At 70.9% G+C, this 25,269-nt stretch carries 22 protein-coding genes, 1 tRNA gene and 1 pseudogene; 13 read left to right on the top strand and 11 right to left on the bottom strand.

The features are described 5' to 3' along the window. Window positions 1-21: 21 nt before the first annotated feature. A complete protein-coding gene (locus tag DK412_RS22105) occupies window positions 22-375 on the bottom strand; it encodes a hypothetical protein (protein WP_245447177.1) in 354 nt (117 codons plus the stop codon). A 340-nt stretch (window positions 376-715) separates the two neighbouring features. Between DK412_RS22105 and purB the strand changes: the two genes are divergently transcribed. Continuing rightward, window positions 716-2,026, top strand: coding sequence for an adenylosuccinate lyase (purB, locus tag DK412_RS22100; protein ID WP_109973718.1), 1,311 nt, complete (start codon window positions 716-718; stop codon window positions 2,024-2,026). Between the two features lie 336 nt (window positions 2,027-2,362). After that, window positions 2,363-2,578: an XRE family transcriptional regulator gene (locus tag DK412_RS22095; protein WP_109975425.1), complete on the top strand. Its 216-nt coding sequence runs from the start codon at window positions 2,363-2,365 to the stop codon at window positions 2,576-2,578. Window positions 2,579-2,586: 8 nt separating this feature from the next. Here the strand turns inward: DK412_RS22095 and DK412_RS22090 are convergent, their stop codons facing one another. Beyond that, window positions 2,587-3,513 carry a dihydrodipicolinate synthase family protein gene (locus tag DK412_RS22090; RefSeq protein WP_109973717.1) on the bottom strand — a complete coding sequence of 309 codons (927 nt, stop codon included), beginning with the start codon at window positions 3,511-3,513 and terminating at the stop codon, window positions 2,587-2,589. A gap of 196 nt (window positions 3,514-3,709) precedes the next feature. Here DK412_RS22090 and DK412_RS22085 point away from each other — a divergent pair, with 196 nt between their 5' ends. From DK412_RS22085 to DK412_RS22070, 4 genes are all read left to right on the top strand, one after another. Beyond that, window positions 3,710-4,561, top strand: coding sequence for a D-amino-acid transaminase (locus DK412_RS22085; protein WP_109973716.1), 852 nt, complete (start codon window positions 3,710-3,712; stop codon window positions 4,559-4,561). 175 nt (window positions 4,562-4,736) lie between these two features. Then, on the top strand, window positions 4,737-5,099 hold the full coding sequence (locus tag DK412_RS22080; RefSeq protein ID WP_109973715.1) for a hypothetical protein: 363 nt from the start codon (window positions 4,737-4,739) through the stop codon (window positions 5,097-5,099). A 163-nt stretch (window positions 5,100-5,262) separates the two neighbouring features. Continuing rightward, on the top strand, window positions 5,263-6,555 hold the full coding sequence (locus DK412_RS22075; protein ID WP_109973714.1) for an adenylosuccinate synthase: 1,293 nt from the start codon (window positions 5,263-5,265) through the stop codon (window positions 6,553-6,555). 91 nt (window positions 6,556-6,646) lie between these two features. Further along, entirely contained in the window at window positions 6,647-7,987 is a 1,341-nt protein-coding gene (locus DK412_RS22070; RefSeq protein ID WP_109973713.1) for a histidine kinase, read from the top strand. A gap of 65 nt (window positions 7,988-8,052) precedes the next feature. Here the strand turns inward: DK412_RS22070 and DK412_RS22065 are convergent. Then, window positions 8,053-8,289: pseudogene (locus DK412_RS22065) on the bottom strand (methyl-accepting chemotaxis protein); the annotation flags it as partial. A gap of 309 nt (window positions 8,290-8,598) precedes the next feature. Between DK412_RS22065 and DK412_RS22060 the strand changes: the two are divergent. Beyond that, window positions 8,599-9,531, top strand: a complete 933-nt coding sequence (locus DK412_RS22060; protein WP_109973712.1) for an AEC family transporter — start codon at window positions 8,599-8,601, stop codon at window positions 9,529-9,531. Window positions 9,532-9,645: 114 nt separating this feature from the next. On the opposite strand, the gene rpoH is transcribed toward DK412_RS22060, so the two are convergent. Beyond that, on the bottom strand, window positions 9,646-10,536 hold the full coding sequence (gene rpoH / locus DK412_RS22055; RefSeq protein WP_048447606.1) for an RNA polymerase sigma factor RpoH: 891 nt from the start codon (window positions 10,534-10,536) through the stop codon (window positions 9,646-9,648). Window positions 10,537-10,834: 298 nt separating this feature from the next. Further along, window positions 10,835-11,824, bottom strand: a complete 990-nt coding sequence (locus tag DK412_RS22050) for an RluA family pseudouridine synthase (RefSeq protein WP_245447175.1) — start codon at window positions 11,822-11,824, stop codon at window positions 10,835-10,837. A gap of 104 nt (window positions 11,825-11,928) precedes the next feature. Between DK412_RS22050 and DK412_RS22045 the strand changes: the two genes are divergently transcribed. Then, window positions 11,929-12,004: transfer RNA gene (locus DK412_RS22045), tRNA-Glu, on the top strand. A gap of 31 nt (window positions 12,005-12,035) precedes the next feature. Here the strand turns inward: DK412_RS22045 and DK412_RS22040 are convergent. The 3 genes from DK412_RS22040 to DK412_RS22030 form a co-directional block, all read right to left on the bottom strand. Beyond that, window positions 12,036-12,479, bottom strand: a complete 444-nt coding sequence (locus tag DK412_RS22040; protein WP_245447173.1) for a hypothetical protein — start codon at window positions 12,477-12,479, stop codon at window positions 12,036-12,038. A 277-nt stretch (window positions 12,480-12,756) separates the two neighbouring features. Continuing rightward, on the bottom strand, window positions 12,757-13,437 hold the full coding sequence (locus DK412_RS22035; protein WP_109973710.1) for an aldolase: 681 nt from the start codon (window positions 13,435-13,437) through the stop codon (window positions 12,757-12,759). Next, window positions 13,434-14,480: a LacI family DNA-binding transcriptional regulator gene (locus tag DK412_RS22030; protein WP_109973709.1), complete on the bottom strand. Its 1,047-nt coding sequence runs from the start codon at window positions 14,478-14,480 to the stop codon at window positions 13,434-13,436. Before DK412_RS22030 ends, DK412_RS22035 begins: the two co-directional genes overlap by 4 nt. Before the next feature lie 134 nt (window positions 14,481-14,614). Here DK412_RS22030 and ltnD point away from each other — a divergent pair, with 134 nt between their 5' ends. From ltnD to otnK, 3 genes are all read left to right on the top strand, one after another. Next, on the top strand, window positions 14,615-15,586 hold the full coding sequence (gene ltnD / locus DK412_RS22025) for an L-threonate dehydrogenase (protein WP_109973708.1): 972 nt from the start codon (window positions 14,615-14,617) through the stop codon (window positions 15,584-15,586). A gap of 281 nt (window positions 15,587-15,867) precedes the next feature. Beyond that, on the top strand, window positions 15,868-16,650 hold the full coding sequence (gene otnI / locus DK412_RS22020) for a 2-oxo-tetronate isomerase (protein ID WP_109973707.1): 783 nt from the start codon (window positions 15,868-15,870) through the stop codon (window positions 16,648-16,650). Then, the gene (gene otnK, locus DK412_RS22015) at window positions 16,647-17,915 is read left to right on the top strand and encodes a 3-oxo-tetronate kinase (protein WP_109973706.1); all 1,269 of its coding nucleotides are present in this window, start codon (window positions 16,647-16,649) and stop codon (window positions 17,913-17,915) included. The genes otnI and otnK overlap by 4 nt, the downstream gene beginning before the upstream one ends. 32 nt (window positions 17,916-17,947) lie before the next feature. Here the strand turns inward: otnK and DK412_RS22010 are convergent, their stop codons facing one another. Next, a complete protein-coding gene (locus DK412_RS22010) occupies window positions 17,948-18,265 on the bottom strand; it encodes an XRE family transcriptional regulator (protein ID WP_109973705.1) in 318 nt (105 codons plus the stop codon). 295 nt (window positions 18,266-18,560) lie between these two features. Next, window positions 18,561-20,822 (bottom strand): ComEC/Rec2 family competence protein, encoded by a 2,262-nt coding sequence (locus DK412_RS22005; RefSeq protein WP_109973704.1) that lies wholly within the window; start codon window positions 20,820-20,822, stop codon window positions 18,561-18,563. Window positions 20,823-21,016: 194 nt separating this feature from the next. Here DK412_RS22005 and gltX point away from each other — a divergent pair, with 194 nt between their 5' ends. Together gltX and gltA are read left to right on the top strand one after the other, a co-directional pair. Further along, window positions 21,017-22,438, top strand: coding sequence for a glutamate--tRNA ligase (gltX, locus tag DK412_RS22000; protein WP_109973703.1), 1,422 nt, complete (start codon window positions 21,017-21,019; stop codon window positions 22,436-22,438). A 227-nt stretch (window positions 22,439-22,665) separates the two neighbouring features. After that, window positions 22,666-23,958 carry a citrate synthase gene (gltA, locus tag DK412_RS21995; protein ID WP_109973702.1) on the top strand — a complete coding sequence of 431 codons (1,293 nt, stop codon included), beginning with the start codon at window positions 22,666-22,668 and terminating at the stop codon, window positions 23,956-23,958. A 310-nt stretch (window positions 23,959-24,268) separates the two neighbouring features. Here gltA and denD read toward each other — a convergent pair whose 3' ends face one another. After that, on the bottom strand, window positions 24,269-25,252 hold the full coding sequence (gene denD, locus DK412_RS21990) for a D-erythronate dehydrogenase (protein WP_109973701.1): 984 nt from the start codon (window positions 25,250-25,252) through the stop codon (window positions 24,269-24,271). Window positions 25,253-25,269 lie beyond the last annotated feature (17 nt).

The raw sequence follows: 25,269 nt of genomic DNA, 5'->3' as shown, positions 1-25,269 counted from the left end.
GATTCGGATCTCCGTCCGGCTTCAGCCGCAGACGCGCACGCGCCGGTAATAGACGTTGCCGAAATCGTCGCGCGCCCGGCGGCGCTGGATCCAGCAATCCCGGGCCGGCGCGTAGTAGACGCGGCGGTAGCCATAGGCCGGATATCCGTAAGCCGGGTAGCCGTAAGCCGGGTACGGGGAGGCGTAGCGCGGCTGGGCCGCCGCCGCGGCGGCAAGCCCGCCCAGGGCCAGCCCGCCGATGATACCGGCCGCGATGGCCCCGCCGTCGCGAGCCTGCGCGGGCGCGGCCTGCATGCCGATCAGCGGCAGGACCGCCGCGGCCGCGATCACGCACTTGCGCAGCGACGCTGCGCCGAACGACAGACGATCCACCATCTTGAGCCCCGATCCGATCTTGTTCTTGCCACTTGGACGACATCGGCAGAATGCGGTCCGCCCTTGAAGGCCCGCCTGCGGATCCGGCTAAAATTTTAGCGACCGCGCCTGAAAGTTGAGGACGGAACAGAACCGCGGGCATTCACCCGGCGATCGGTGCTCCGGAAAGCGTCAGGGGTGATCGCGGCCCAGGAAATTCCGGACGAGATTCCGGACGAGATTCCGGACGGGCCGCCACGCCGTCGCGGGGCGCGAGCCCCCTTCCCTTCCTTGCCTTCTCGCCCCGCATCCCATAGCCGTCGCGGCATCCCAACCCCGCCCGTGAGCAGGAGCCCCGACGATGATCCCCCGCTACAGCCGGCCCGAGATGACGGCGATCTGGTCGCCGGAGACGCGCTTCCGGATCTGGTTCGAGATCGAGGCCCATGCCACCACGGCTCTGGCCGAGCTCGGCGTCGTGCCGAAGGAGGCCGCTGCCAAGGTGTGGGAGAAGGGCCGCGACGCGGTGTTCGACGTCGCGCGGATCGACGAGATCGAGCGCGTCACCAAGCACGACGTGATCGCCTTCCTGACCCACCTCGCCGAGATCGTCGGGCCCGAGGCGCGCTTCGTCCACCAGGGCATGACCTCGTCGGACGTGCTCGACACCTGCCTCAACGTGCAGCTCGTCCGCGCCGCCGACCTGCTCATCGCCGACATCGACGGGCTGCTCGCCGCGCTCAAGCGCCGGGCCTTCGAGCACAAGCTCACCCCGACCATCGGCCGCTCGCACGGCATCCACGCCGAGCCGGTCACCTTCGGGCTCAAGCTCGCCCAGGCCTATGCCGAGTTCGAGCGCGCCCGCGCCCGCCTGGTCGCGGCCCGTGCCGAGGTCGCGACCTGCGCCATCTCGGGCGCGGTCGGCACCTTCGCCAACATCGACCCGCGGGTCGAGGAATACGTCGCCGAGAAGATGGGGCTGGTCCCGGAGCCGGTCTCGACGCAGGTGATCCCGCGCGACCGCCACGCAATGTTCTTCGCGGTGCTCGGCGTCGTCGCCTCGTCGATCGAGCGGCTGGCGATCGAGGTGCGCCACCTGCAGCGCACCGAGGTGCTGGAGGCCGAGGAATACTTCTCCGAGGGCCAGAAGGGCTCCTCGGCGATGCCGCACAAGCGCAACCCGGTGCTGACCGAGAACCTGACGGGCCTCGCCCGCATGGTCCGGTCCTACGCCCTGCCGGCGATGGAGAACGTGGCGCTCTGGCACGAGCGCGACATCTCGCACTCCTCGGTCGAGCGGATGATCGGCCCGGACGCCACCGTGACCCTCGACTTCGCGCTCGCCCGCCTCACCGGCGTGGTCGACAAGCTGCTCGTCTACCCCGAGCAGATGCAGCGCAACCTCGACCGGCTCGGCGGCCTCGTCCACTCGCAGCGGGTGCTGCTGGCGCTGACCCAGGCCGGCGTGTCGCGCGAGGACGCCTACCGGCTGGTCCAGCGCAACGCGATGCCGGTCTGGCGCGGCGAGGGCGACTTCCTCACCCTGCTCCAGGCCGACAAGGAAGTGACCGCGGCCTTGAAGCCCGAGGCGATCGCCGAGTGCTTCGACCTCGGCTACCACCTCAAGCACGTCGACACGATCTTCCGGCGGGTGTTCGGGTCGGAGAAGTAAGCGGAGGGGCTGGGCGCCATAGGGCGCCCGGCCACGGGACGGACCTGCGGAAGAGGCGGGGTAGGCAGTCCCCCATGCCAGATTTCGGGTGTCCCACCCTTGACCTCATCCTGCGGTACCGAAGCGCAGCGGAGGGCTCCAGGTCGCCCTGAGACTCCTGGAGGCCTCCTTCGAGGCTCCGCGATCGTCGATCGCTCCACACCTCAGGATGAGGTCGAGGGTGGGATATCGCGCCAGCCTTGTGCCGTCCGATGTTTGTGACGACACGACAGGACGAATGCGACATTCGCGAACGTCTTCGACGCCCTGACCGACGATCCGTTGGAGGCCGCGAACATGACCGCACGGGCGGACCTGCTGCTCCAGATTCGCGAGCGGATCCGGAGCTGGGATCTATCCCAGGAACAGGCGGCGGCCAGATTGCACCTGACCTGCCCGCGGCTCGACGATCTGATGCGCGGCAAGCTCGACACGTTCTCGCTCGACGCGCGGGTCAACATCGCGACCGCCGCGGGCTTCGTCCTACGCATCCACCCGGAGGATGCCGCCTGATCGCAACGTCACACCCGCGCCCGCGGGTCGTGCCGCCCCAGCCGCTCCAGCAAAAAGTCCACCTCGGCCTTCGCCGTCGCCGACAGGCCGGCCCCCGGCTTGCGCTGAGCGTCCGAGGCCAGGATGCCGCGGCGCATCATCACGTATTTGCGCACGGCTAGGCCGAGGCCCGGCTGCTGCTCGTAGCGCAGGAGCGGCAGGTGGGCGTCGAAGATGTCGTGGGCGCGCTCGCGCTCGCCGGCGCCTGAGAGGCGCACCACGTCGACCAGCATCTCCGGGAAGGCATAGCCGGTATTGGCCCCGTCGGCGCCGCGCTCGCACTCGAAGTCGAGGAAGAGGCCGCCATTGCCGCACAGGATCGAGATCGGCCGCAGCGAGCCGTCGCGCTGGAAGGCGCGGAGTGCCGAGATCTTCTCGAGCCCCGGCCAGTCCTCGTGCTTGAGCATCACGCAGTTCGGGTTGTCGGTGACGATGCGGCGGATCACGGCGGGCGTCATCACCACGCTCAGGGTGAGCGGATAGTCCTGGATCACGAACGGCACGTCGGGCCCGATCACCTCGGCGGCCTGGGCGTAGTAGCCGACGATCTGGTCGTCGGTGCGCAAGCTCGGCGGCGGGGCGATCATCACGGCGGCGGCGCCCGCATCCATCACCGCGCGGGTGAGCGAGCCCATCGCGGCGAAGCCCGGGGCCGAGACGCCGATGACGACGGGCAGCTTGGTGCGCCGGATCACCCGCGAGGCCACGGCCACGGCTTCCGCTCCGTCGAGCTTGGGCGCCTCACCCATGATGCCGAGCACGGTGAGGCCGGTGGCGCCGATCTCGCCGTAGAAATCGGTCATCCGGTCGACCGAGGCTTCGTCGATGCGGCCGTCCGGATGGAACGGGGTCGGGGCGATGGGGAAGACGCCCTTCGCGTCGGGGGTGAGCCGCATGTCGGTTCCTCTCGTGTTCGCCGGACGATAGGTCGTGGGCGCGGCCAAGCGCAACCGCCGCGGGCGCCGGACGCCCGCCTCCGTCATGCAGGGCGGGGCGGCCGGAATCGCGCTTGCGGCCGGGCTCCGGCTGGTGCTTCAAGAGCCTCTTGTCCGTGCCCGGCCGCGTGATCGGTCCCGCGAGAGGAAGACCCACATGTCCCGCATCGTCTACGTCAACGGCCGCTTCGTGCCCTTCGAGGAGGCGACGATCCCGATCATGGACCGCGGGTTCCTGTTCGCCGACGGCATCTACGAAGTGAGCGCGGTGCTGAACGGCAAGCTCGTCGACAACGAGGCCCATCTCGCCCGGCTCGACCGCTCGCTGGGCGAGATCGGCATCCGCAATCCCCACTCGATCGCCGAGTGGACCAAGCTCGAAGAGGAGCTGGTCACCCGCAACGGCCTCAAGGAAGGCCTGGTCTACATGGAGGTGACCCGCGGGGTGGCCGAGCGCGACTTCGCGTTCCCGCCCGAGGGCACGCCGCCGACCGTAGTGATGTTCACGCAAGCCAAGACCGTCTCGGCGAATCCGTTGGCCGAGCGCGGCGCCAAGGTCATCACCGTCGAGGACCTGCGCTGGAAGCGTCGGGACATCAAGTCGGTGGCGCTGCTCGCCCAGGTGCTGGCCAAGCAGCAGGCCGCCGCCGCCGGCGTCGCCGAGGCCTGGATGCACGAGGACGGCTTCGTGACCGAGGGCGGCTCCTCGACCGCCTTCATCATCACCGAGGATAACCGCATCGTCACCCGCCCGCTCTCGACGGCGCTGCTTCCGGGCATCACCCGCCGGGCGGTGATGCGCCTCGCCGAGGAGAACGGCCTGACGGTGGAGGAGCGCGCCTTCACGGTCGAGGAGGCGCTGGCCGCGTCCGAGGCGTTCTTCACCTCGGCCTCCGCCTTCGTGATGCCGGTGATCGAGATCGACGGCACCCGCGTCGGCGGCGGCCAGCCCGGTCCGATGACCCGGCGCCTGCGCGGCCTCTACCTGGAGATGGCGGCGAACGGCTAGAGCATTTTCCGACGAAGTGGATACCGGTTCGTCGAAGAAAATGCGGCAAAACAAGCACTTAGAGAGCTTCGCGATGGCAACGCGATCGTGAAGGGCTCTAAAGCCAAGCGGGGCCGGAACTGACCGGTGCCGGCCCTGTTTCCCTCAGGAGACCCGAATTCCTGGGAGAACCCGAATGTCCAAGCTGACGCGCGGCGGGCTGGCCGTGCTGGCGATCGTCGCCGGCGCCACCGCCGCCCTCGCCCAGTCGCCCGAGGTACCCCTGAAGGGGCGTGACCGCGATCCGAACCTGCCGCCCCTGAACCAGACCATCCCCGAGAAGGTCCGGCCCGGCGATGCGACCTCGAACGCCGACAAGTCCGACACGACCGGATCGACGCTCAGCGACAAGCTCCAGCAGTCGGACGGCGTGATCAAGCCGCCGGCCACCGGCGCCCCGGACATGGCGGTGCGGCCCCCGGAGCCGGCCCCGAACTCGACCCCGGTGATCAAGCCGGGCGAGCTGCCGGGCCAGGGCCCGAACACGCAGGCGAAGTAGCGCCGACGACCTCCGCGCACGGCGCATCTTCCGGGCCTCGCTTGATTTCCCGGCCGGGATCGCCGAAGAGCGCACACGCGTGACACCATCGCTGAGCCGATCAGCCCCGCGCCTTCGCGCGCCGGGGCTTTTCGCGCGGCGGGCAGGGACGGGTATTTTTGATATGGCGAACGTCGTCGTCGTGGGCGCCCAGTGGGGCGACGAGGGCAAGGGCAAGATCGTCGACTGGCTCTCCGAGCAGGCCGACGTCGTGGTGCGCTTCCAGGGCGGGCACAATGCCGGCCACACCCTCGTGATCGACGGCGTGACCTACAAGCTGTCGCTCCTGCCCTCGGGCGTGGTGCGCGGCGGCACGCTCTCGGTCATCGGCAACGGCGTCGTGGTCGATCCCTGGCACCTCGTCGAGGAAATCGCCAAGATCGGCCTGCAGGGCGTGGCGATCACGCCCGAGAACCTGCGCATCGCCGACAACGCGACGCTGATCCTGCCGCTGCACCGCGAGCTCGACCACTTCCGCGAGACCTCGAACGCGGTCCTGAAGATCGGCACCACCAAGCGCGGCATCGGCCCGGCCTACGAGGACAAGGTCGGCCGCCGGGCGATCCGGGTCGTCGACCTCGCCGATGCCGAGATGCTCGACGCCAAGATCGGCCGCCTGCTCGCCCACCACAACGCCCTGCGCCGGGGCCTCGGCATCGACGAGATCGACGGTGCGGCGCTGAAGGCCGAGCTTCTCGCCATCGCCCCGAAGATCCTGCCCTTCGCCGACACGGTGTGGTCGCTCCTCGACGACGCGCGGCGCTCCGGCAAGCGCATCCTGTTCGAGGGCGCGCAGGGCGCGCTCCTCGACGTCGACCACGGCACCTACCCCTACGTGACGTCCTCGAACATCGTGGCGGCGCAGGCCGCGACCGGTTCGGGCCTCGGCCCGGGGGCGATCGGCTACGTGCTCGGGATCGTCAAGGCCTACACCACCCGGGTCGGCGAGGGGCCGTTCCCGACCGAGCTCACCGACGCGATCGGCGAGCGCATCGGCGAGCGCGGGCGCGAGTTCGGCGTCGTCACCGGGCGCAAGCGCCGCTGCGGCTGGTTCGACGCCGCCCTCGTGCGCCAGACCGTGCGGACCTCGGGGATCGACGGCATCGCGCTCACCAAGCTCGACATCCTCGACGGGTTCGAGACGATCCAGATCTGCACCGGCTACCGCCTCGACGGCCGCGAGATCGACCACTTGCCGGCGAGCCAGGCCGACCAGGCCCGGGTCGAGCCGATCTACGAGGCCTTCGAGGGCTGGAGCGAGACCACCGCGGGCGGCCGCTCCTGGGCCGACCTGCCGGCCCAGGCGATCAAGTACGTGCGCCGGATCGAGGAGCTGATCGGCGCGCCTGTCGCCCTGCTCTCGACCTCGCCGGAGCGGGACGACACCATCCTGGTCCACAACCCCTTCGAGGATTGAGCGGAATTTGGAGGATTGAGGGGAATCCTTCGCGTACCCGGCGGGCGAAGCTTGACGCCCGCCGCCCCGCACGACAAGGCATGCGGCGACCATGGCCGATTACTATCCCCTGCTCGCCCGCGCCCTCGAGGCCCTGCCCGACCGTTCGCCCGACCTGCGGCACACGGTCTACGAGCGCGCCCGCGCGGCGTTGATCGGCCAGCTCCGCTCCCTCGATCCGCCCCTGTCGGAGGCCGACATCGAGGCCGAGCGGGTCTCCCTCGACCGGGCCATCGCCCGGCTCGAGATCGAGCATGGCGGCCCGCCCGAGCCCGCCCCGCCTGAGCCCGCTCCACCCGAGCCGCATAACCACCCGGAACCGCCCCGGGAGCCGACGCCGGAACCGGCGATGCCGCCGGAGCCGCCGCGCGCCATCGTCCCCCCTGCCCTGCCCGAGCCGGCGCCCCCCGAGACCCCGGCGCCGCACCACGCCGACGCCCTGCCGGAGGCCGGCCCCCCGGTCGAGCTGAAGCTGCCTCCGGCGCGGGCGCGCACGCCCGATCCTGCGGAGGAGCCGGGGACAGCCGATCCGGGTCCCCAGCGCCCCCGCCTCGACGTGGTGGCGCCCAAGCGCGACCGCTCGCGGCTGGTGCGCAACGGCATCGTGGCGGCGGTGCTGGCGGCCATCGTCGGCGCCATCGCGGTCACCGCCTGGTCCCTGCGCGACAACCCCGCCGCCCTGCCGGCGGGATTTGCCGAGAACGGCCCCAACCGCCCGGCCGAGAACCAGGATTCGAAATTCGCCGATCGGGTCGGCGGCGAGCGGGCGCCCCAGGCCCCGGCCCCCGCGCCGGCGGCGCCCGCCGCCGCCCCGCCGGGCGGCGCCCCGCGCCCGTCGCCGACGCCCGACATCGCGGTCGCGCAGCGCGGCACCCTCTACGAGGAGAACGGTCCCCAGGGCAGCGCCCCGAAGGCGACGCAGGCCCGGGTGGTCTGGCGTCTCGACGCCGTGAACGGCGGCCAGGGCCAGCCGCTCCAGACCGTGGTGCGGGGCACCGTCGACGTGCCCGACGCGGGCCTGAGCCTGGCGATGGTGCTGCGCCGCAACACCGACGCAACCCTGCCGGCCTCGCACATCCTCGAGCTCACCTTCACGGCGACCGACCCGAACCGCACCGTGCGCGATGTCGGCCTGATCCAGTTCAAGGACGATGAGTCCGGCCGCGGCTCCCCGGTCTCCGGCTTGCCGGTGCCGGTGCGCGACAACCTGTTCCTGATCGGCCTCTCGAACCTCAAGGCCGACATCGAGCGCAACACCGATCTCCTGCTCAAGCGCAACTGGATCGACCTGCCGATCCGCTACGCCAACGGCAACCGGGCGATCCTGACCTTCGAGAAGGGCAATGCGGGGGAGAAGGTGATGCGGGAGGCGTTCGAGCAGTGGCAGCCGTGAGCCGCCGCATCCCGGCCGAGCGGCGGTAAGCGGCGGATCCCACTCCTTAGCTCGCGCCAGCCGCCTCACGCCGCCCGGATCGTCACGAGGAAGCGTCCGACCTCGGCCGTGAGGTGCTCGGACTGGCGCGACGGCTCGGAGGCCGAGGCCGGCACCTGGGACGCCGCCGCGCCGGTATCCTCCGAGGCGCGCGCCACGCCCGCGATGTTGCCGGTCACCCCGGAGGTGCCGCTCGCCGCCTGCGCCACGTTGCGGACGATCTCCCGGGTCGCGGCCCCCTGCTCCTCCACCACGGCGGCGAGTCACGCCCTGCACCTGGCCGATGCGCACCCCAGCCCCGGTCCTCTGGCGCATCGAGGTCAGCCGCGACGGATATGTCGGTAACGTGACGGCCCATCCGGGGCAGGCACCGACCGAGCGGGAGCGCGATGCGCCGCTTTGCCGAGGAATCGCCGGGCGGCCCGTTGAGCCACGCATGGCCGCCCTACCCGGGAGCGGCTGGGAGCGGGCAGTCCCATCGGCTAAGCGAGAACCTTGACTTCCGCATCGCGGGCCGGTTGCGGAACGCTCAGCCCTGTTCGACGACAACCCTGCCCCGAGACAGCCTCATCATGACCGGCGCCGTCCTGCTGGCCCTCCTGCCGGTCGTCATCCTGACGGCCCTCGGCCTGACCTTGCGCCGCCGCCGCTTCCTCGCGGAAGCTTTCTGGCCGCAGGCCGAGCGCCTCGGCTACTTCGTGCTGCTGCCGAGCCTGTTCTTCCACAGCCTCGCCACCGCGCAGGTCGAGGCGGTGCCGGTGGGCGCGCTCGCCCTGACGCTGATCCTCTCGACCCTCGTCGTGGCGGCCCTCGTCGTCGCCCTGCGGCCCGTCATGCGGATCGACGGGCCGGCCTTCACCTCGGTGTTCCAGGGCAGCGTGCGCTTCAACAACTACGTCGGCGTCACGCTCGCCGCCGGGCTGTTCGGGGCCAAGGGGATCGCGCTCGCGGCGATCTGCAACGCGGCGATCGTGCCGACGGTCAACGTGCTGTGCGTGCTGGTCTTCGCCCGCCACGGCGCGGCGCGGCTGACGCCGCGGGGCATCCTCCGGCAGCTCGCCACCAATCCGCTGATCGTGTCGTCGCTGGCGGGCCTCGCCGTCCAGCTCCTCGGCTGGGGCCTGCCGCCGGGGCTGGAGCCGGCTTTGCGCACACTAGGCGCGGCGTCGCTGCCGATCGGCCTGCTCTGCGTCGGGGCGGCGCTCGAATTCGAGGGCGCCCGGGCCTGGATCCGCCCGGTGGCTTCGGCCTCGGCGATGAAGTTCCTGGCGATGCCGACGGCGACCGTGCTGGTGGCGCACGGGCTCGGGCTGCACGGGCCGGCGCTCACCACGGCCCTGCTGTTCCAGGTGCTGCCGACCGCCTCCTCGGCCTACATCCTCGCCCGCCAGCTCGGCGGCGATGCGCCGCTGATGGCTGGCATCACGGCGGTGCAGACCGTGCAGGCGCTGGTCGCGATGCCCCTGGTGCTGATCGGCCTCTCGATCGTGGTGCCGATGGGGTAGAGCATTTTCCGACGGAGCGGATACCGGTTCGTCGCAGAAAATGCTGCAAAATCAAGAACTTAGAGAGCTTCACGATTGCAACGCGATCGTGAAGTGCTCTAGTGCCGGCCTACCTCAGGCCGGCACCCCCGCCCGCGGCGCCTCGCGGGTGGCGAGGTTGCGCTTGACCGCATCCTGCACCTTCTCGAAGGCCCGCACCTCGATCTGCCGCACCCGCTCGCGAGAGACGCCGAACTCGCTCGACAGGTCCTCCAGGGTGATCGGGTCGTCGGCCAGCCGCCGGGCCTCGAAGATCCGGCGCTCGCGCGGGTTGAGCACGCCCAGCGCATCCTTGAGGGCGGCGAGGCGGTTCTGCCCCTCTTCCTCGCGGGCGAGCACGGTCTCCTGGGTCGGGCTGTCGTCGACGAGCCAGTCCTGCCACTCGCCCTCGCCCTCCTCGCGCAACGGGGCGTTGAGCGACGCGTCGCCGCCGAGGCGGCGGTTCATGTCGATCACGTCCTGCTCGGGCACGCCGAGGCGGGTGGCGATCTGCTTGACCTGGTCGGGGCGCAGGTCGCCCTCGTCGAGGGCGGAGATGCGGCCCTTGGCCTTGCGCAGGTTGAAGAACAGCTTCTTCTGGTTCGCGGTGGTGCCCATCTTCACGAGCGACCACGAACGCAGGATGTATTCTTGAATTGCCGCCTTGATCCACCACATCGCGTAGGTAGCGAGGCGGAAGCCCTTGTCGGGGTCGAAGCGCTTGACGGCCTGCATCAGGCCGACATTGCCCTCGGACACCACCTCGCCGATCGGCAGGCCGTAGCCGCGATAGCCCATGGCGATCTTGGCCACGAGCCGCAGGTGGGAGGTCACGAGCTTGTGAGCGGCGTCACGGTCGCCGTGCTCGCGCCAGCTCTTGGCCAGCATGTACTCTTCCGTCGGCTCCAGCATCGGGAACCGGCGGATCTCGTCGAGGTAGCGCGACAGGCCCCCTTCGTTGGCGAGCACGGGAAGTGCAGCAGCCATTCCAACCTCCTAGAAGCTCCCCGCGAGACATGGGCGAGCGCGAACGACCTCCCGTTGGCCGGCCGTTCGATCTGCCACCATAGCAGAGAGCGGTCCGACCGGGTAGCGACGGGTGTCGCGACTAACGCGTGAGGCGGCGTTTTGTGTTGCCGTGGCGGTTCGCCGCGTGCGGTGCCACACTGCCGCAGGAAGACCTCGCGCAGGGCGATCCCGATCCCGCACCCTCGTCAATGAGACGTGCGGGGCAGGGGTTCTCATCCCGGGTTCCGTACCGCCACGCTCCCGCAACGTCTCTCCGTCAGGGCGTCAGCGCCGCGATCAGCCGCGCCATGTCGGCCGGCGGCGGGCTCTCGAAGCGGAGCGCTTCGCCGGTGCGGGGGTGGCGGAAGCCGAGGAGCGCCGCGTGCAGCGCCTGCCGGCCGAGGGCGTCGAGCGCCGCACGGGCCTCCGGTTCCAGGCGGTTCGCCTTGGTGCGGAACGCCGCGCCGTAGGTCGCGTCCCCGAGGAGCGGGTGGCCGCGATGGGCGAGGTGCACGCGGATCTGGTGGGTGCGCCCGGTCTCGAGCCGGCAGCGCACGAGCCCCACCGCCTCCCGCTCCCCGAGGGCGGCCTCGGTGCGGTAATGGGTGATCGCGTGGCGGCCGCGGCCTTCCCGCACCACCGCGATCTTCTCCCGGTTGCGCTCAGAGCGGGCGAGCGCGGCGTCGATCGTGCCGCTCGCGGGATCGGGCAGGCCCCAGACCAGGGCCAGGTAGGCCCGCTCCAGCGGCCCGGTGCGGCCGTGATCGGCGAATTGCGCCGAGAGGTCCTGGTGGGCGAGGTCGGTCTTGGCCACCACCATCAGGCCGGTCGTGTCCTTGTCGAGGCGGTGGACGATGCCCGGCCGCGCGACCCCGCCGATGCCCGAGAGGCTGGCGCCGCAATGGGCCAGCAGCGCGTTGACCAGCGTGCCGCTGTCGTTGCCGGCGCCCGGATGCACCACGAGCCCGGCCGGCTTGTCGATCACGATCAGGTCGTCGTCCTCGTAGACGACCGCGAGGTCGCGAGCCTCCGGCGCCGGCTCGGCCGGGCGTGGCGGCGGCACCGACACGGCGACGCGCTGGCCGCCCACGACCTTGGCGGAGGGATCGCCCGCCGGCGCATCCTCCAGGGTCACCTGCCCCTCGCGGATCAGCGCCTGCAGGCGGCTGCGCGACAAATCCGGCCAGAGCCGCGCCAGGGCCCGGTCCAGGCGCTCGCTCCCCTCCCCTTCCGGGATCACGCCCTCGCGAAGATCAGCCTCGCTCAACCCCACCACTCCTGCCCACCTCGCTCGAAAACGTCGCCGGCATACGATTTCGGGCTTGTGCCCGTCCAGGCCCGTCGCTATACCGCCGCCATCCCGCCGGGCCAGCTCCCATCGTCTAGCGGTCTAGGACGTCGCCCTCTCACGGCGAAAACAGGGGTTCGAGTCCCCTTGGGAGCGCCACCGGCCGGAGATGTCTTCGAGCCTTCTCGCGCTACGCTGGTTCTTCGGCAGGACGAAGCTCGAATTCCACGTCCCCGGCGTAGAATGATCCGGTGAGGCCGATCGAGGTGCCGAACGCGACCTCGATGTCGCCCGCTGCGGGTCCGGTGCAGGTCGGCCATTCGGATCGGTCCGGAGTCGCGGGCAGGCGCCTGACAGTCAGCTCCGAGATGATGGATGCGGCGTCGCCCGTCAGGCTCAGCCCGGTGACGCGGCGCATGTGGATCACCACCTGTGCGTGCCGGTCGAGGATGAAATAACCCTCCTCGTCGGTCCGATCCGTCATCCGGAACGCCCCGAGCGTGAGCGATGCGTTGCCACCCGCGATGGTGATGCCGTCCAGGGTCGCATCGTGGAAGCTCGGGCAGAACCCGAACCACTTGATGACGGCCTGTCCACCCGGGAGTGACGCGACGAGCGCCTTGTCGGTGGTCACCCAGGCGGACTCGTCAGACATGATCGCAGGCATCCGCTCTCTCGATTGGAATAGAAAGCGAGCGAGCTGCTCGCCTCGCGCCACAGCCTTGACCCTCTCCGAGTCATTCCGGGGCCGCGTAGCGGAGCCCGGAATCCAGAGCCGCTGAGGGCGACAAAAAGTGCGGACGCTTTCCGCCTGATCGTCTCCCACCTGAGTTTCTGGATTCCGGGCTCCGCTGTGCGGCCCCGGAATGACCCTGTGGGTGTCAAAAAAGTCGGGCCCGCCAAACGAGCCCTCAATGGTCGTGCCCGTGCTCCGGCAATGTCAGCCCGAAATGCGCCACCAGATCCTGCACCTGCGCCGGGGTCAGGTGGCGCGGGTTGAGGTTGCGCAGGAGCAGGTAGAGCTTGGCGGTCTCCTCCAGCTCCTCGGTGGCGAAGACCGCCGCCTCCAGGTCGTCGCCGGCGACCACCGGCCCGTGATTGGCGAGCAGCACCGAGGAATATTGGCCCGCGAGCCCCCGGATCGCGTCCGCCACCGCCGGGTCGCCGGGGCGGTAGTAGGGCACCAAAGCCACCGCGCCGGCCCGCATCAGGCTGTAGGGGGTCAGCGGCGGCAGCACCGCGCGGGGGTCGATCTCCGGCAGCATCGAGACCGCGACGGCGTGGGTCGAGTGGAGGTGGACGATCGCCCGGGCGGAAGCCCGGCTGTCGTAGAGGGCACCGTGGAGCGGGATCTCCTTGGTGGGCTTGTCGCCGGACAAAAGCCGCCCGTCGCGGTCGAGGCGGGAGATCCGGGCCGGGTCGAGGAAGCCGAGGGAGGCGTTGGTCGGCGTCACCAGCCAGCCGCCGTCGTCGAGGCGCAGCGAGATGTTGCCCGACGAGCCCGGCGTCAGGCCGCGCTCGAACAGCGAGCGGCCGAAGCGGCAGATCGCCTCGCGCAGGGAGGATTCGCTCTTGCCCGATACATCCGTCACGCCGTCGCTCCCTCGATCAGCTCGAAGCCGAGATCCACCACCGTCGCCGGGCCCCCGGTGCAGAGGAGCCGGGCCGCCGTCGTGCCGGCCTCGACCCGCGGGGTGCGGATGGTGGCGAGCGGCTGCGGCATCAGCCGGCCGACATCGAGGCCGTTATAGCCGAACAAGGCCAGCCGTCCCGGAACCGAAAGGCCGTGGGCGAGGCAGTGGAAATAGCCGCCGAGCGCCATGTCGTCGTTCGAGAAATAGGCCGCGTCGAGGTCCGGCACACGGGCGAGCAGGGTCTCCAGCCCCTGCCGGCCGGCCTCGACCGAGGACGGACTCGCCACCCGCTCCTCGCCGGCGAGCGCCAGCCCGGCCGCACCCAAGGCCTCGCGGAAGCCGGCATAGCGCTTGGCGGCGCGCTTATCCTTGGTGAGGTCGTGGCCGATATAGCCGATGCGGCGATAGCCGCGGCCGGCGAGGTGGCGGGCGCTCGCCTCGCCGGCCGCGCGGTTGGAATAGCCGACGACGATGTCGAGCCCCGGCCCGTCGACGTCGAGGAGCTCGGCCACCCTCACGCCGCTGGCAAGCAGCCGCCGACGCGTGCCCGGATTGTGCTCGAGCCCGGTGACGATCAGCCCGGCCGGGCGCCAGCTCAGCAGCGAGCCGACCACCGCCTCCTCCTTGTCCTGGTCGTAATCGGTGACGGCGATCACCGACTGGAAGCCCTCCTGCTCCAGGGCCGCGGTCGCGCCGCGCAGGAGGTCCGGGAAGACGATGTTGGTGAGCGACGGGATGACGATGCCGATCAGCCGCGAGCCGGTGGAGGCCAGCGTCCCGGCGATGCGGTTCGGCACGTAGCCGAGGCGCGCCACCGCCGCCTCGACCCGGGCCCGGGTCTTCTCCGAGAACGAGCCGTGGCTGCGCAGGACCCGCGACACCGTGCTCTCGCCGACCCGCGCCTCGCGGGCGACGTCCGCGAGCGTGATTGGGCGCCGGCCGATCCCGTCCCGCAAGCCGTCCTCGTCGGCCGCGAAGGCCTCGTTGCCCCCCTCGTCCATCCGCCCTCCCGTCGTCGCCCGGCACCTTGTCACGGCGGCTCGGGACCGCCACGATGTCACGGTTCCCGGGCCGGCTCAACGGATCCATGATCCGGATTGGCAGCGCTGCCAAATCAGTGCTAGAGCTTGGGGCGATGGCGCGGCGTCAGATCGCGCAGGTCCGGGCCGGTCACGGCCCGCAGGGAGGATACGGCATGAGCGACACCCCCGCCCGCGTCGCAGTGATCGGTCTCGGCTCGATGGGCTACGGCATGGCGCAGGCCCTGCGCCGGGCCGGCCTCGACGTCGCCGGCAGCGACGTCACACCCGACAACGTGGCACGTTTCGCCTCCGAGGGCGGCCGCGGCGCCGCCAGCGCGGCGCAGGCCGCGCGGGACGCAAGCATCGTGGTCTGCGTCGTCGTCAACGCCGCCCAGACCGAGGCGGTGCTGTTCGGAGAGGGCGGCATCGCCGAGGCGATGCCGGAAGGCGCGGTGTTCGTCTCCTGCGCCACGATGGACCCCGAGATCGCCCGCCGCCTCGCCGCCCGGCTCGAGGCCACCGGCCGCCACTACCTCGACGCGCCGATCAGCGGCGGCGCCCAGCGCGCGGCGCAAGGCGAGCTGACGATCCTGGCCTCCGGCAGCGCGGCGGCCTTCGCCCAGGCGAAGCCCGCCCTCGACGCCATGGCGGCCAAGCTCTACGAGCTGGGCGATGCCGCCGGCCAGGGCGCGGCGTTCAAGATGATCAACCAGTTGCTCGCCGGCGTGCACATCGCCGCGGCGAGCGAGGCGATGGCCTTCGCGGCGCGCCAGGGGCTCGACCTGCGCAAGGTCTACGAGGTCATCACGGCGTCTGCCGGCAATTCCTGGATGTTCGAGAACCGGATGCCGCACGTGCTCGACGGCGATTACGCGCCGCGCAGCGCGGTCGACATCTTCGTCAAGGATCTGGGCATCGTGCAGGACATGGCCCGGACCCAGAAGTTCCCTGTGCCGGTGGCCGCCGCCGCGCTCCAGATGTTCCTGATGGCCGCCGGCGCCGGCATGGGCCGCGACGACGACGCCTCGGTGGCGCGGATCTACGCGCAGGTGACGGGGACGGCCCTGCCGGGTGGGGCGGGGTAAGCCGTCACGTCCAAACAAGCCGAGCTGACACCCTCCGCGTCATTCCGGGGCCGCGAAGCGGAGCCCGGAATCCAGACACTCAGGTGCTCCAGAACGAAGCGGAACACTCGCCGCTTTATCCTGAATATCCTGTGGTTCTGGATCCCGGGCTCCGCTGCGCGGCCCCGGGATGACCCTGAGAGTCGGCAAGGTCGGGTGCCCGTGATCGACCAGCCGTGTCGGTCGATCAAGACAAGCCCGCCAAGACACCGGCGCCGCCGCGCCCGAGAGGGAGGACATTCATGCCGCGCTTCGCCGCGAACCTGACCCTGATGTTCACCGAAGTCCCGTTCCTCGACCGCTTCGCGCAGGCCGCCGAGGCCGGGTTCGAGGCGGTCGAGTTCCTGTTTCCCTACGACCATCCGCCCGAGGCGGTGGGCGAGCGCCTTAGGGCGCACGGCCTGACCCAGGCCCTGTTCAACCTGCCCCCCGGCGACTGGGCCGCCGGCGAGCGCGGCCTCGCCGCCCTCCCCGACCGGTTCGAGGAGCTGAAGGGCGGCGTCGAGACGGCGCTCGGTTACGCCCGCGCGACGGGCGTCAAGCGCCTGCACCTGATGGCCGGCATGGCCGACCGCAACGACCGGCAAGCCCGGGACTCCTATCGCCGCGCCGTCGCCTGGACGGCGGAGCGCTTAGGCGCAGAAGGTCTCGACCTCGTCCTCGAGCCGATCAACGCCCGCAACATGCCGGGCTACTTCCTCAACGATTTCGGTTACGCCGCCGACCTGATCCGCGAGCTGGCGCTGCCGAACCTGAAGCTCCAGTTCGACCTCTACCACTGCCAGATCCTGCACGGCGACGTGACCATGCGGCTGCGTGCGCTGATGCCGATCGTCGGCCACGTCCAGACCGCGAGCGTGCCGGAGCGGCACGAGCCCGGCAGCGGCGAGATGAACGACGCCTTCCTGTTCGCCGAGCTCGACCGGCTCGGCTATGACGGCTTCATCGGCTGCGAGTACAACCCGCGGGCCGGCACGCGCGAGGGGCTCGGCTGGTTCGCCCCCTACAAGGGAGCACGGACATGACCCTGGCGCTGGGCTGCATCGCCGACGACTATACCGGCGCCTCCGACCTCGCCAACACCCTGACCAAGGCGGGCCTGCGCACGGTCCAGACCATCGGGGTGCCGGCGGACGATCTCGCGCTGCCCGAGGTCGACGCCGTGGTGGTCTCGCTCAAGAGCCGCTCGATTCCGGCCGAAGAGGCGGTGGCGCGCTCGCGCGAGGCCGCCGCGTGGCTCAATGCTCGCGGCGCCGGCCACCTGCTGTTCAAGGTCTGCTCGACCTTCGATTCGACCGATGCCGGCAATATCGGCCCGGTGACCGACGCCCTGCGCGAGGATGCCGGCGAGGCGATCGCGCTGGTCACCCCGGCCTTCCCGGAGACGGCGCGCACGGTCTATCTCGGCCACCTCTTCGTCGGCGCGGTGCCGCTCGCCGAGAGCCCGCTGAAGGATCACCCGCTCAACCCGATGCGGGATTCGAACCTCGTGCGGGTGCTGGTGCGCCAGAGCCAGGCGGAGGTCGGCCTGATCGACCTTTCCACCGTCGCGCAAGGCGCCGAGGCGGTGAGCGCGCGGCTCGACGCACTGGCCCGCGAGGGCAAGGGCGCGGCCATCGCCGACGCGGTGCTCGACCGCGACCTCGCGGTTCTGGGTGCGGCCGCCCTGACCCGAAAGCTCTCGACCGGCGCCTCGGGCCTGGGCCTCGGCCTCGCCCGCGCGCTCGTCTCCTCGGGCCGGGTCGCGCCGGCGGCCGCGCAGGCCGATCTCGGCGGTCCGATCGGCGGTCCGGCGGCCTGCCTTGCCGGCAGCTGCTCGCAGGCGACGCTGGGCCAGATCGCCCGGGCCGAGGCCGCGATGCCGGTGCGCCGCCTCGATCCGGCGCGGCTGCTCGCCGGCGAGGACGAGGGCGGCGAGGCCCTCGCCTGGGCGATGGAGCGGATCGGCGACGGCCCGGTGCTGATCGCCAGCAGCGCCGGCCCGGAGGAGGTGGCGGCGGTCCAGGCCCAATACGGCCGCGACGCCGCCGGCCACGCCATCGAGGCCGCGATGGCGCGGATCGCCGAGGGGCTGGTCGCCCACGGCGTGCGCCGGCTGGTGGTGGCGGGGGGCGAGACCTCCGGCGCGGTGGTCGACCGCCTCGGCCTGCCGGCCTTCCGCGTCGGCCCCGAGATCGCCGCCGGCGTGCCGGTCCTGCGCACCACGGACCGGGACATGTGGCTGGCGCTCAAGTCGGGCAATTTCGGTGGGCCGGACTTCTTCGCCGATGCGCTGAAGTTGATGCCGTAGGATTGTTACGCGACCTGACCGGCCGAGCCGGGTCAGGTCGCGCGAGCCTCGGGGCGGCGGGGCTGCATCACCAGCCTGACCCCCAGGTTGCCGTCCAGCGTCTCCAGGATGGTCATCAGCCGGTCGAGGGCGAAGCGCCGCGGCTGCGCGTTGCGGATGCGGGAGAACTCGCTGTGCGCCACCCCTGTCGCCGCCTCGGCGTCGCGCGTGGTGAGGCCGCGCGCGTCGAGCGTCCGGACGATCTGCGCGGCGACGAGGGCTCGCGCCTGTTCGAGATCGGGATGCGGTCTTTTCAGGTCGCGATAGACGTTCCCGCTTCCGTGAATGAGTTCGAGATCGTCGTCGCTCATCGTAAGGCCTCCTGTACTTTCTGAACGCTATGGCGTGAGGCACATCATACGATCAACACCTGATCTTGCCCAGAAGACAGGGCGCGGGATCCCCTCTCCCGTGTGGGAGAGGGGCAGGGGCGATCGGAGATCGCGCAGGGTGACACGTTTCAGTATGAAGCTGCGAGCTTTGTGCTGGAACCGGAACGGTTGGCGTTCTCTGCGGAAGCGTAGCACCCTCACCCCCGACCCCTCTCCCATACGGGAGAGGGGAGATGTGCTCTATTCTGATGCGAACGGATCAGCGGAGATCACATCACGGCTCACTCTGCCCCTCTGCCTCCTCCCCCTCGGGCGCGGCGGGGGGTGGCACCGGCGCCACATCCGGCAAAGGGGCAACGGGTGCTGGCGGCGCAGGCAACGCCACGACCGGCGCCAGCCGCCACGGCCGCGTCTCACCCGGCCGCTTGGCCGTCTCGATCGCGATGCCCTCCGCCGTGAAGCGCAGGGTCGTCGCCCCGTGCGCCGCCAGGAACCGTTTATCGAGGATATGCGAAGCGGCGCAGCCCGGCGGCGCCTCGAGCCGGGAGACCACCACGGTCGCGCGGGCGCAATCCTCCGGAAAGGCGCGCTTGTCGCGCACGAGCGCCACGCTGACGCCCCGGGGGCCGTGGCCGACGCAGCCGAGCTTGTCGCAGCGGGCGCCCGCGGCGAGCCCGGGATCGTCGCGGGAGCGGCCGTCGCCGTCGGCCTTGAGCCACTGCTCGAGCACGAAGGCGGGAGGCTTGCCCAGCACCACGAGGCGCCCGTCGGCCCCGCGCAGGGCCGCGCCGCCGCCCTCGCGGTCGACGTAGAGGTCGCGGCGCTCCGGCGCCGCCGCGAGCGCGAGGCCGAGGAGGCCGGGGGCGAGGCCGAGCCAGCGCAAGCCGGACACCGGCAGCACCAGGAGCAGCAAGGCCACGCTCATCAGCCCCAGCGCCCCCGGGCCGAAGGCCGGCAGCACCACCGTCGCCCGGTCGAAGCCCTGGATCCAGGCCGAGATGTCGAGCATCCCGCGCACCGCCAGCCCCATCGCCCACCAGACCGGCCGGTCGAGGGCGAAGGGATAGGCCAGGATGCCGAGCACCGCCGCCGGCATCACCACCAGCGAGACGAGCGGCAGGGTCAGCGCGTTGCCGACGAGGCCGAAGGGCTGCACGGTCTGGAAATGGTAGGTGGCGAAGGGCGCGGTGGCGATCTGCGCCACGAGGGTGGTGGCCAGCGTGCCGATCACCGTGGCGAGGCACCAGGCCAGCGCCCGGGTGATCGGCCCGGCTCCCTCCGGATTCCACAGCCGCCCGTCGATCACCTTGGCGCAGGCGACGAGCCCGGCCACCGCCCCGAACGACATCTGGAAGCTCGGGCCGAGCAACCCTTCCGGCTCGCGGGTGAGCGAGATCAGGGCGGCGAGCGCGAGGTTGCGCAGGCTGAGCGCCGGCCGGTCGACCAGGATCGCGCCGAGCATCACCAGGGTCATCACCAGCGAGCGCTCGGCGGCGAGGTCCCAGCCCGAGAAGGCGCAGTAGGCGGTGACCCCGAGCATGGCGAGGGCGGCCGCGATCTTCTTGATCGGCCAGGAGAGGGCCAGCCCCGGCACCAGGGCGAGGAGCGCCCGGGCGAGCCAGAACACCACGCCGGCGGCCAGGACCATGTGCAACCCGGAGATCGACACGACGTGATAGATGCCGGCCGCCCGCAGGGTGTCGTTGGTGGGCTGGTCGATGAGGCCGCGCTTGCCGGTGACGAGGGCCGCCGCCACCGCACCCGGCTGGCCGCCATTCGACTCGGCGATGCGGCGGGTGAGCGCGTTGCGGGCCTCGTCGAGGCCGGCGGCGAAGCGCAAGGCGAGCGGCGCCGGCTCCGGCGGCGGCTTGACGACAGCCTGGCCGAGGAGCGAGCCGACGGCGCCGATGCCGCGGAAGTACGCGTCGCGGGAGAAGTCGTAGCCGCCGGGCCGGGCCGGCTCCGGCGGGGGCAACAGGCGCGCCTTGGCCTCGACGTAGTCGCCGGGTTTCAGATTGTCGGCGCGGCGGTACGAGACCCGCACCCGGGCCGGGCGCTCGGAGACGGGCATCTCGCCGAGCCGCACGACCCGCACCACGAGCCGCGCGCCCTCCTCCCGCTCCTCCAGCGCCTCGACGAAGCCGTGGAGCGGCGCGATCACCGTGCGGGCGAGCACCGGCGCGGCGACGCTGGCGGTGCGGTAGGCCGCGGCGGCGAAGCCGAAGAACACGAAGGCGGCGGCGAGCAGCAGGGCCGGCGCCACCGCCCGGGCCCGGAGCGCGAAGGCCCCCCCGGCGAGCGCGATGCCGCAGCCGAGCGGCGCGGCGAGCACGGCCGGGCCGTCCGCCACGGTGAGGAACAGGAGGGCCCCGGCGCCGAAGGCCACGGCCAGCCAGGGAAACAGACGGCGCTGCGCGGCCTCCAGCGCGAGCCCGGCGGAGAACCAGCTGCCCAAAGCCGGCAGCAGCAGCACGGGCGCCGGCAGCGCACGCAACCGGCGCGTCGCCAAACCCGTTCCTGCCCCCGGCCCCGCCATCCCGCGTCCCGACCCGACGAGGCTGCGCCCAACCGCCGCTGGTCCCGCCGTGGCGGGACGGCCCGGAAGACGGTTTCTTAACGGCTCGTCCCGCGCATGCTACAGGACCCGGCGCCGGCGGGTCGACTCGAGCAACCCTGCCCTAACGGCCCCGGCCACACCGTTTTTTCGCTCTCACCCGGTTCACGTCGCGCATGTCCTCCGTCGTCACCCGCTTTGCCCCGTCGCCCACGGGCTTCCTCCACATCGGCGGGGGCCGCACGGCACTGTTCAACTGGCTCTACGCGCGCCGGCACGGCGGCCGGATGCTGCTGCGCATCGAGGACACCGACCGCGAGCGCTCGACGCAAGGGGCCATCGACGCGATCCTCGACGGGCTCAACTGGCTCGGCCTCGATTGGGACGGCGACGTGGTCTACCAGTTCGCCCGCGCCGCCCGGCACCGCGAGGTGGCGGAGGGGCTGCTCGCAACGGGGCGGGCCTATCACTGCTACGCCACGCCCGACGAGCTGACCGAGATGCGCGAGGCCGCCCGCCGCGAGGGCAAGCCGATCCGCTACGACGGCCGCTGGCGCGACCGGGACCCCTCGGAGGCGCCCGTCGGCGTCAAGCCGGTGATCCGGCTTCGCGCCCCCACCGACGGCGAGACCGTGGTCGAGGACGCGGTGCAGGGCCGGGTGGTGTGGCAGAACAAGGACCTCGACGACCTCGTCCTGCTGCGCTCGGACGGCACGCCGACCTACATGCTGGCGGTGGTGGTCGACGACCACGACATGGGCGTGACCCATGTCATCCGCGGCGACGACCATCTCACCAACGCGGCGCGCCAGACCCAGATCTACCAGGCGCTCGGCTGGGACGTGCCGAACATGTCGCACATCCCGCTGATCCACGGGCCGGACGGGGCGAAGCTCTCGAAGCGCCACGGCGCGCTGGGCGTCGACGCCTATCGCGACCTCGGCTACCTGCCGGTCGCCCTGCGCAACTACCTCGTGCGCCTCGGCTGGAGCCACGGCGACCAGGAGATTTTTTCGACCGAGGAGATGATCGCCGCCTTCGATCTCGCCTCGGTCGGGCGCTCGCCGGCCCGGTTCGACTTCGCCAAGCTCGAGAACCTGAACGGGCACTACATCCGCTCGTCCTCGGACGAGGCGCTGGTGGAGGCGATCGAGGCGATCCTGCCGACGCAAGGGCAGCGCTGGGGCCTCTCGGCTCCCCTCGATCCGGCCTTGCGGGAAAAATTCATCGCCGCGATGCCGGGGCTGAAGGAGCGGGCCAAGACCCTGATCGAACTCGTCGACAGCGCCTACTACCTCTACGCGCCCCGCCCCCTCGCCCTCGACGAGAAGGCGACCGGCCTCCTCGGCAATGGCGGGCGCGAGCGGCTGGCCGGCGCGCTCACCCACCTCGAAGCGCTCGACGAGTGGAGCGCCGCCTCGACCGAGGGTGCGGTGCGGCATTTCGCCGAGAGCACCGGGGTCAAGCTCGGGCAGGTGGCCCAGCCCCTGCGGGCCGCGCTCACCGGCCGGACGACGTCGCCGCCGCTCTTCGACGTGATGGCGGTGCTCGGCCGCGAGGAGAGCCTGGAGCGCCTGCGCGAGCAGGTTGCGGCCTGACCCCGACGGCACGGCCCCCGCGAATCCACCGTCGCGGGGGCGATCCGACCGCCTCTGAACAGAAAGTGAATTCTGTCACCTGTGCGGGGAGCCGTGGTTGATGCCGATGCGACGATCCGCTAACCCGGTCGGCGAGTGAGCACCCGCAGCAAAGTCGCCGCCCTGCCCCGGGGGCCGCGGTCGAGGCGCCAACGCTCAGTCACGTTGATGAAAGGGTCCGCAACCCCATGAGCCTCCCCACCAGCACCCTCACGGTGAACGGCCGCGCGATCGAGATGCCCACCAAGGCCGGCACGATCGGTCCGAGCGTCATCGACATCAGCAAGCTCTACGCGCAGACCGGCCAGTTCACCTACGACCCGGGCTTCACCTCGACCGCCTCCTGCGAGTCGAAGATCACCTACATCGACGGCGACGAGGGCGTGCTCCTGTACCGGGGCTACCCGATCGAGCAGCTGGCCGAGCACGGCGACTTCCTCGAGACCTGCTACCTGCTGCTGTACGGCGAGCTGCCGACCGCGGCCCAGAAGGCCGACTTCGACTACCGCGTCACGCGCCACACCATGGTGCATGACCAGATGAACCGGTTCTTCCAGGGCTTCCGCCGCGACGCCCACCCGATGGCCGTCATGGTGGCCTCGGTCGGCGCGCTCTCGGCGTTCTACCACGACTCGACCGACATCACGGACGAGAAGCAGCGCATGATCGCCTCCATGCGCATGATCGCCAAGATGCCGACGCTCGCGGCCATGGCGTACAAGTACACGATCGGCCAGCCCTTCGTGTATCCGAAGAACGACCTCGACTACACCTCGAACTTCCTGCGGATGTGTTTCGCGGTGCCGTGCGAGGAGTACCAGCCTAACCCGGTGCTGTCGCGCGCGCTCGACCGGATCTTCATCCTGCACGCCGACCACGAGCAGAACGCCTCGACCTCGACGGTGCGTCTGGCCGGCTCCTCGGGCGCCAACCCCTTCGCCTGCATCGCCGCCGGCATCGCCTGCCTGTGGGGTCCCGCCCATGGCGGCGCCAACGAGGCGGCGCTGAAGATGCTGGCCGAGATCGGCACGCCGGAGCGCGTCTCCGAGTACGTCGCCAAGGCCAAGGACAAGAACGATCCCTTCCGCCTGATGGGCTTCGGTCACCGGGTCTACAAGAACTACGACCCGCGCGCCCGCATCATGCAGAAGACCACCCACGAGGTGCTGAGCGAGCTCGGCATCAAGGACGATCCGCTGCTCGACGTCGCGATGGAGCTGGAGCAGATCGCCCTCAAGGACGATTACTTCATCGAGAAGAAGCTGTACCCGAACATCGACTTCTACTCGGGCATCACGCTCAAGGCGATGGGCTTCCCGACCTCGATGTTCACGGTGCTGTTCGCGCTCGCCCGCACCGTCGGCTGGATCAGCCAGTGGGCCGAGATGATCGAGGACCCGTCCCAGAAGATCGGCCGTCCGCGCCAGCTCTACACCGGCGCCCCGAAGCGGGATTACGTGACGGTGGCTCAGCGCGGCTGAGATTTCGATATCAGGAACTGAAGGCGGGCGGCACGTGAGTGCCGCCCGTTTCTTTTTGTCCGGTTGCTAAACAACACCGCCCCCTTTCCCGGACGACTGAACCGAAGTGGAAGGAGATCCGGGATCCAGCACAGAAAGTCGCGAAGCGTCTGCTTGTCTGCAACGGCGCAGCATTCAGAGCCGCTTCGCGGCATTTCTTGCGCTGGATCCCGGATCTCCTTCCGCTATCGCTCCAGTCGTCCGGGAAAGGGGGCGGGAGAGAATGATGGTTTCGGCGCGCGTAACAGCCCGCCGATGCTGGTTTCAAGCCTTACGCCGGCACCTTCCCGCCCAGCTCGTCCTCGATATGCGCCCGCACGATCGCATCGAAGTCGGGCTCGGCCTTGAAGCCGAGCTCCTGCGCGCGCCGCGCGTCGAAGGTGCGGGGCCAGCCGGAGACGATGCGCTCGATCGTCGGGTCGGGCTCGCGGCGGATGCGGGCGACGGCGGCATCACCCGCGGCGCGGCGCAGGGCCTCGATCTGCTCGGCCACCGTGGCGCCGACCCCCGGCATGGTCAGGTTGCGGCGATCGCCGAGGCGCTTGGTGTCGATCGTCGCGGCATGCAGCAGGAAGCCGACCGCCGAGCGCGGCGAGGCGTGCCAGTGACGGACCTGGTCGGAGACCGGCAGCACCGCCTCCTGGCCGGCGAGCGGCTCGCGGATGATGCCGGAGAAGAAGCCCGAGGCCGCCTTGTTGGGCTTGCCCGGCCGGACGCAGATGGTGGGGAGGCGGATGCCGACGCCGTCGAAGATTCCCCGCCGGCTGTAGTCGGAGAGCAGAAGCTCGCCGATCGCCTTCTGGGTGCCGTAGCTGGTGAGCGGCGCCGTCAGGTACTCGTCGGGGATCGGGTCGGGCATCGGCGCGCCGAACACCGCCACCGACGAGGTGAAGACGAAGCGCGGCTTGTAGCCCTCCCCGATCGCCCGCACGGCGTCGTAGAGGCGGCGGGTGCCGTCGAGGTTGATCCGGTAGCCCTTGTCGAAATCGGCCTCCGCTTCGCCCGACACGATCGCCGCGAGGTGGAAGATCACGTCCGGCCGGCCGGCGACCAGGCGCTCGGCCTCGCCGGGATCGGAGAAGTCGGAGGCCGAGAGCGAGACCGGGATCGCGGTGCCGGCGGGTGCCTCGGGCGGCACCACGTCGTGCAGGGTCAGGCGCGAGATGGTCTCGCCGCCGAGGGAGCCGTCCTTGACCAGCCGGTCGAGGAGCTTGCGGCCGACCATGCCGGCGGCACCGAGGATGAGGATATGCATGGAAAAAACTCCTGCGC

The organism is Methylobacterium sp. 17Sr1-1 (assembly GCF_003173775.1).
In the GTDB taxonomy this organism is placed as follows: Bacteria; Pseudomonadota; Alphaproteobacteria; order Rhizobiales; family Beijerinckiaceae; genus Methylobacterium.
This window is presented reverse-complemented; position numbering and strand designations above follow the sequence as displayed.

Bases quoted from the DNA above. Each gene is read 5' to 3' on its own strand.
- DK412_RS22105 (WP_245447177.1), bottom strand. From the start codon at position 375: ATGGTGGATCGTCTGTCGTTCGGCGCAGCGTCGCTGCGCAAGTGCGTG.
- purB (WP_109973718.1), top strand. From the start codon at position 716: ATGATCCCCCGCTACAGCCGGCCCGAGATGACGGCGATCTGGTCGCCG.
- DK412_RS22095 (WP_109975425.1), top strand. From the start codon at position 2,363: ATGACCGCACGGGCGGACCTGCTGCTCCAGATTCGCGAGCGGATCCGG.
- DK412_RS22090 (WP_109973717.1), bottom strand. From the start codon at position 3,513: ATGCGGCTCACCCCCGACGCGAAGGGCGTCTTCCCCATCGCCCCGACC.
- DK412_RS22085 (WP_109973716.1), top strand. From the start codon at position 3,710: ATGTCCCGCATCGTCTACGTCAACGGCCGCTTCGTGCCCTTCGAGGAG.
- DK412_RS22080 (WP_109973715.1), top strand. From the start codon at position 4,737: ATGTCCAAGCTGACGCGCGGCGGGCTGGCCGTGCTGGCGATCGTCGCC.
- DK412_RS22075 (WP_109973714.1), top strand. From the start codon at position 5,263: ATGGCGAACGTCGTCGTCGTGGGCGCCCAGTGGGGCGACGAGGGCAAG.
- DK412_RS22070 (WP_109973713.1), top strand. From the start codon at position 6,647: ATGGCCGATTACTATCCCCTGCTCGCCCGCGCCCTCGAGGCCCTGCCC.
- DK412_RS22060 (WP_109973712.1), top strand. From the start codon at position 8,599: ATGACCGGCGCCGTCCTGCTGGCCCTCCTGCCGGTCGTCATCCTGACG.
- rpoH (WP_048447606.1), bottom strand. From the start codon at position 10,536: ATGGCTGCTGCACTTCCCGTGCTCGCCAACGAAGGGGGCCTGTCGCGC.
- DK412_RS22030 (WP_109973709.1), bottom strand. From the start codon at position 14,480: ATGGACGAGGGGGGCAACGAGGCCTTCGCGGCCGACGAGGACGGCTTG.
- ltnD (WP_109973708.1), top strand. From the start codon at position 14,615: ATGGCGCGGCGTCAGATCGCGCAGGTCCGGGCCGGTCACGGCCCGCAG.
- otnI (WP_109973707.1), top strand. From the start codon at position 15,868: ATGCCGCGCTTCGCCGCGAACCTGACCCTGATGTTCACCGAAGTCCCG.
- otnK (WP_109973706.1), top strand. From the start codon at position 16,647: ATGACCCTGGCGCTGGGCTGCATCGCCGACGACTATACCGGCGCCTCC.
- DK412_RS22010 (WP_109973705.1), bottom strand. From the start codon at position 18,265: ATGAGCGACGACGATCTCGAACTCATTCACGGAAGCGGGAACGTCTAT.
- DK412_RS22005 (WP_109973704.1), bottom strand. From the start codon at position 20,822: ATGGCGGGGCCGGGGGCAGGAACGGGTTTGGCGACGCGCCGGTTGCGT.
- gltX (WP_109973703.1), top strand. From the start codon at position 21,017: ATGTCCTCCGTCGTCACCCGCTTTGCCCCGTCGCCCACGGGCTTCCTC.
- gltA (WP_109973702.1), top strand. From the start codon at position 22,666: ATGAGCCTCCCCACCAGCACCCTCACGGTGAACGGCCGCGCGATCGAG.
- denD (WP_109973701.1), bottom strand. From the start codon at position 25,252: ATGCATATCCTCATCCTCGGTGCCGCCGGCATGGTCGGCCGCAAGCTC.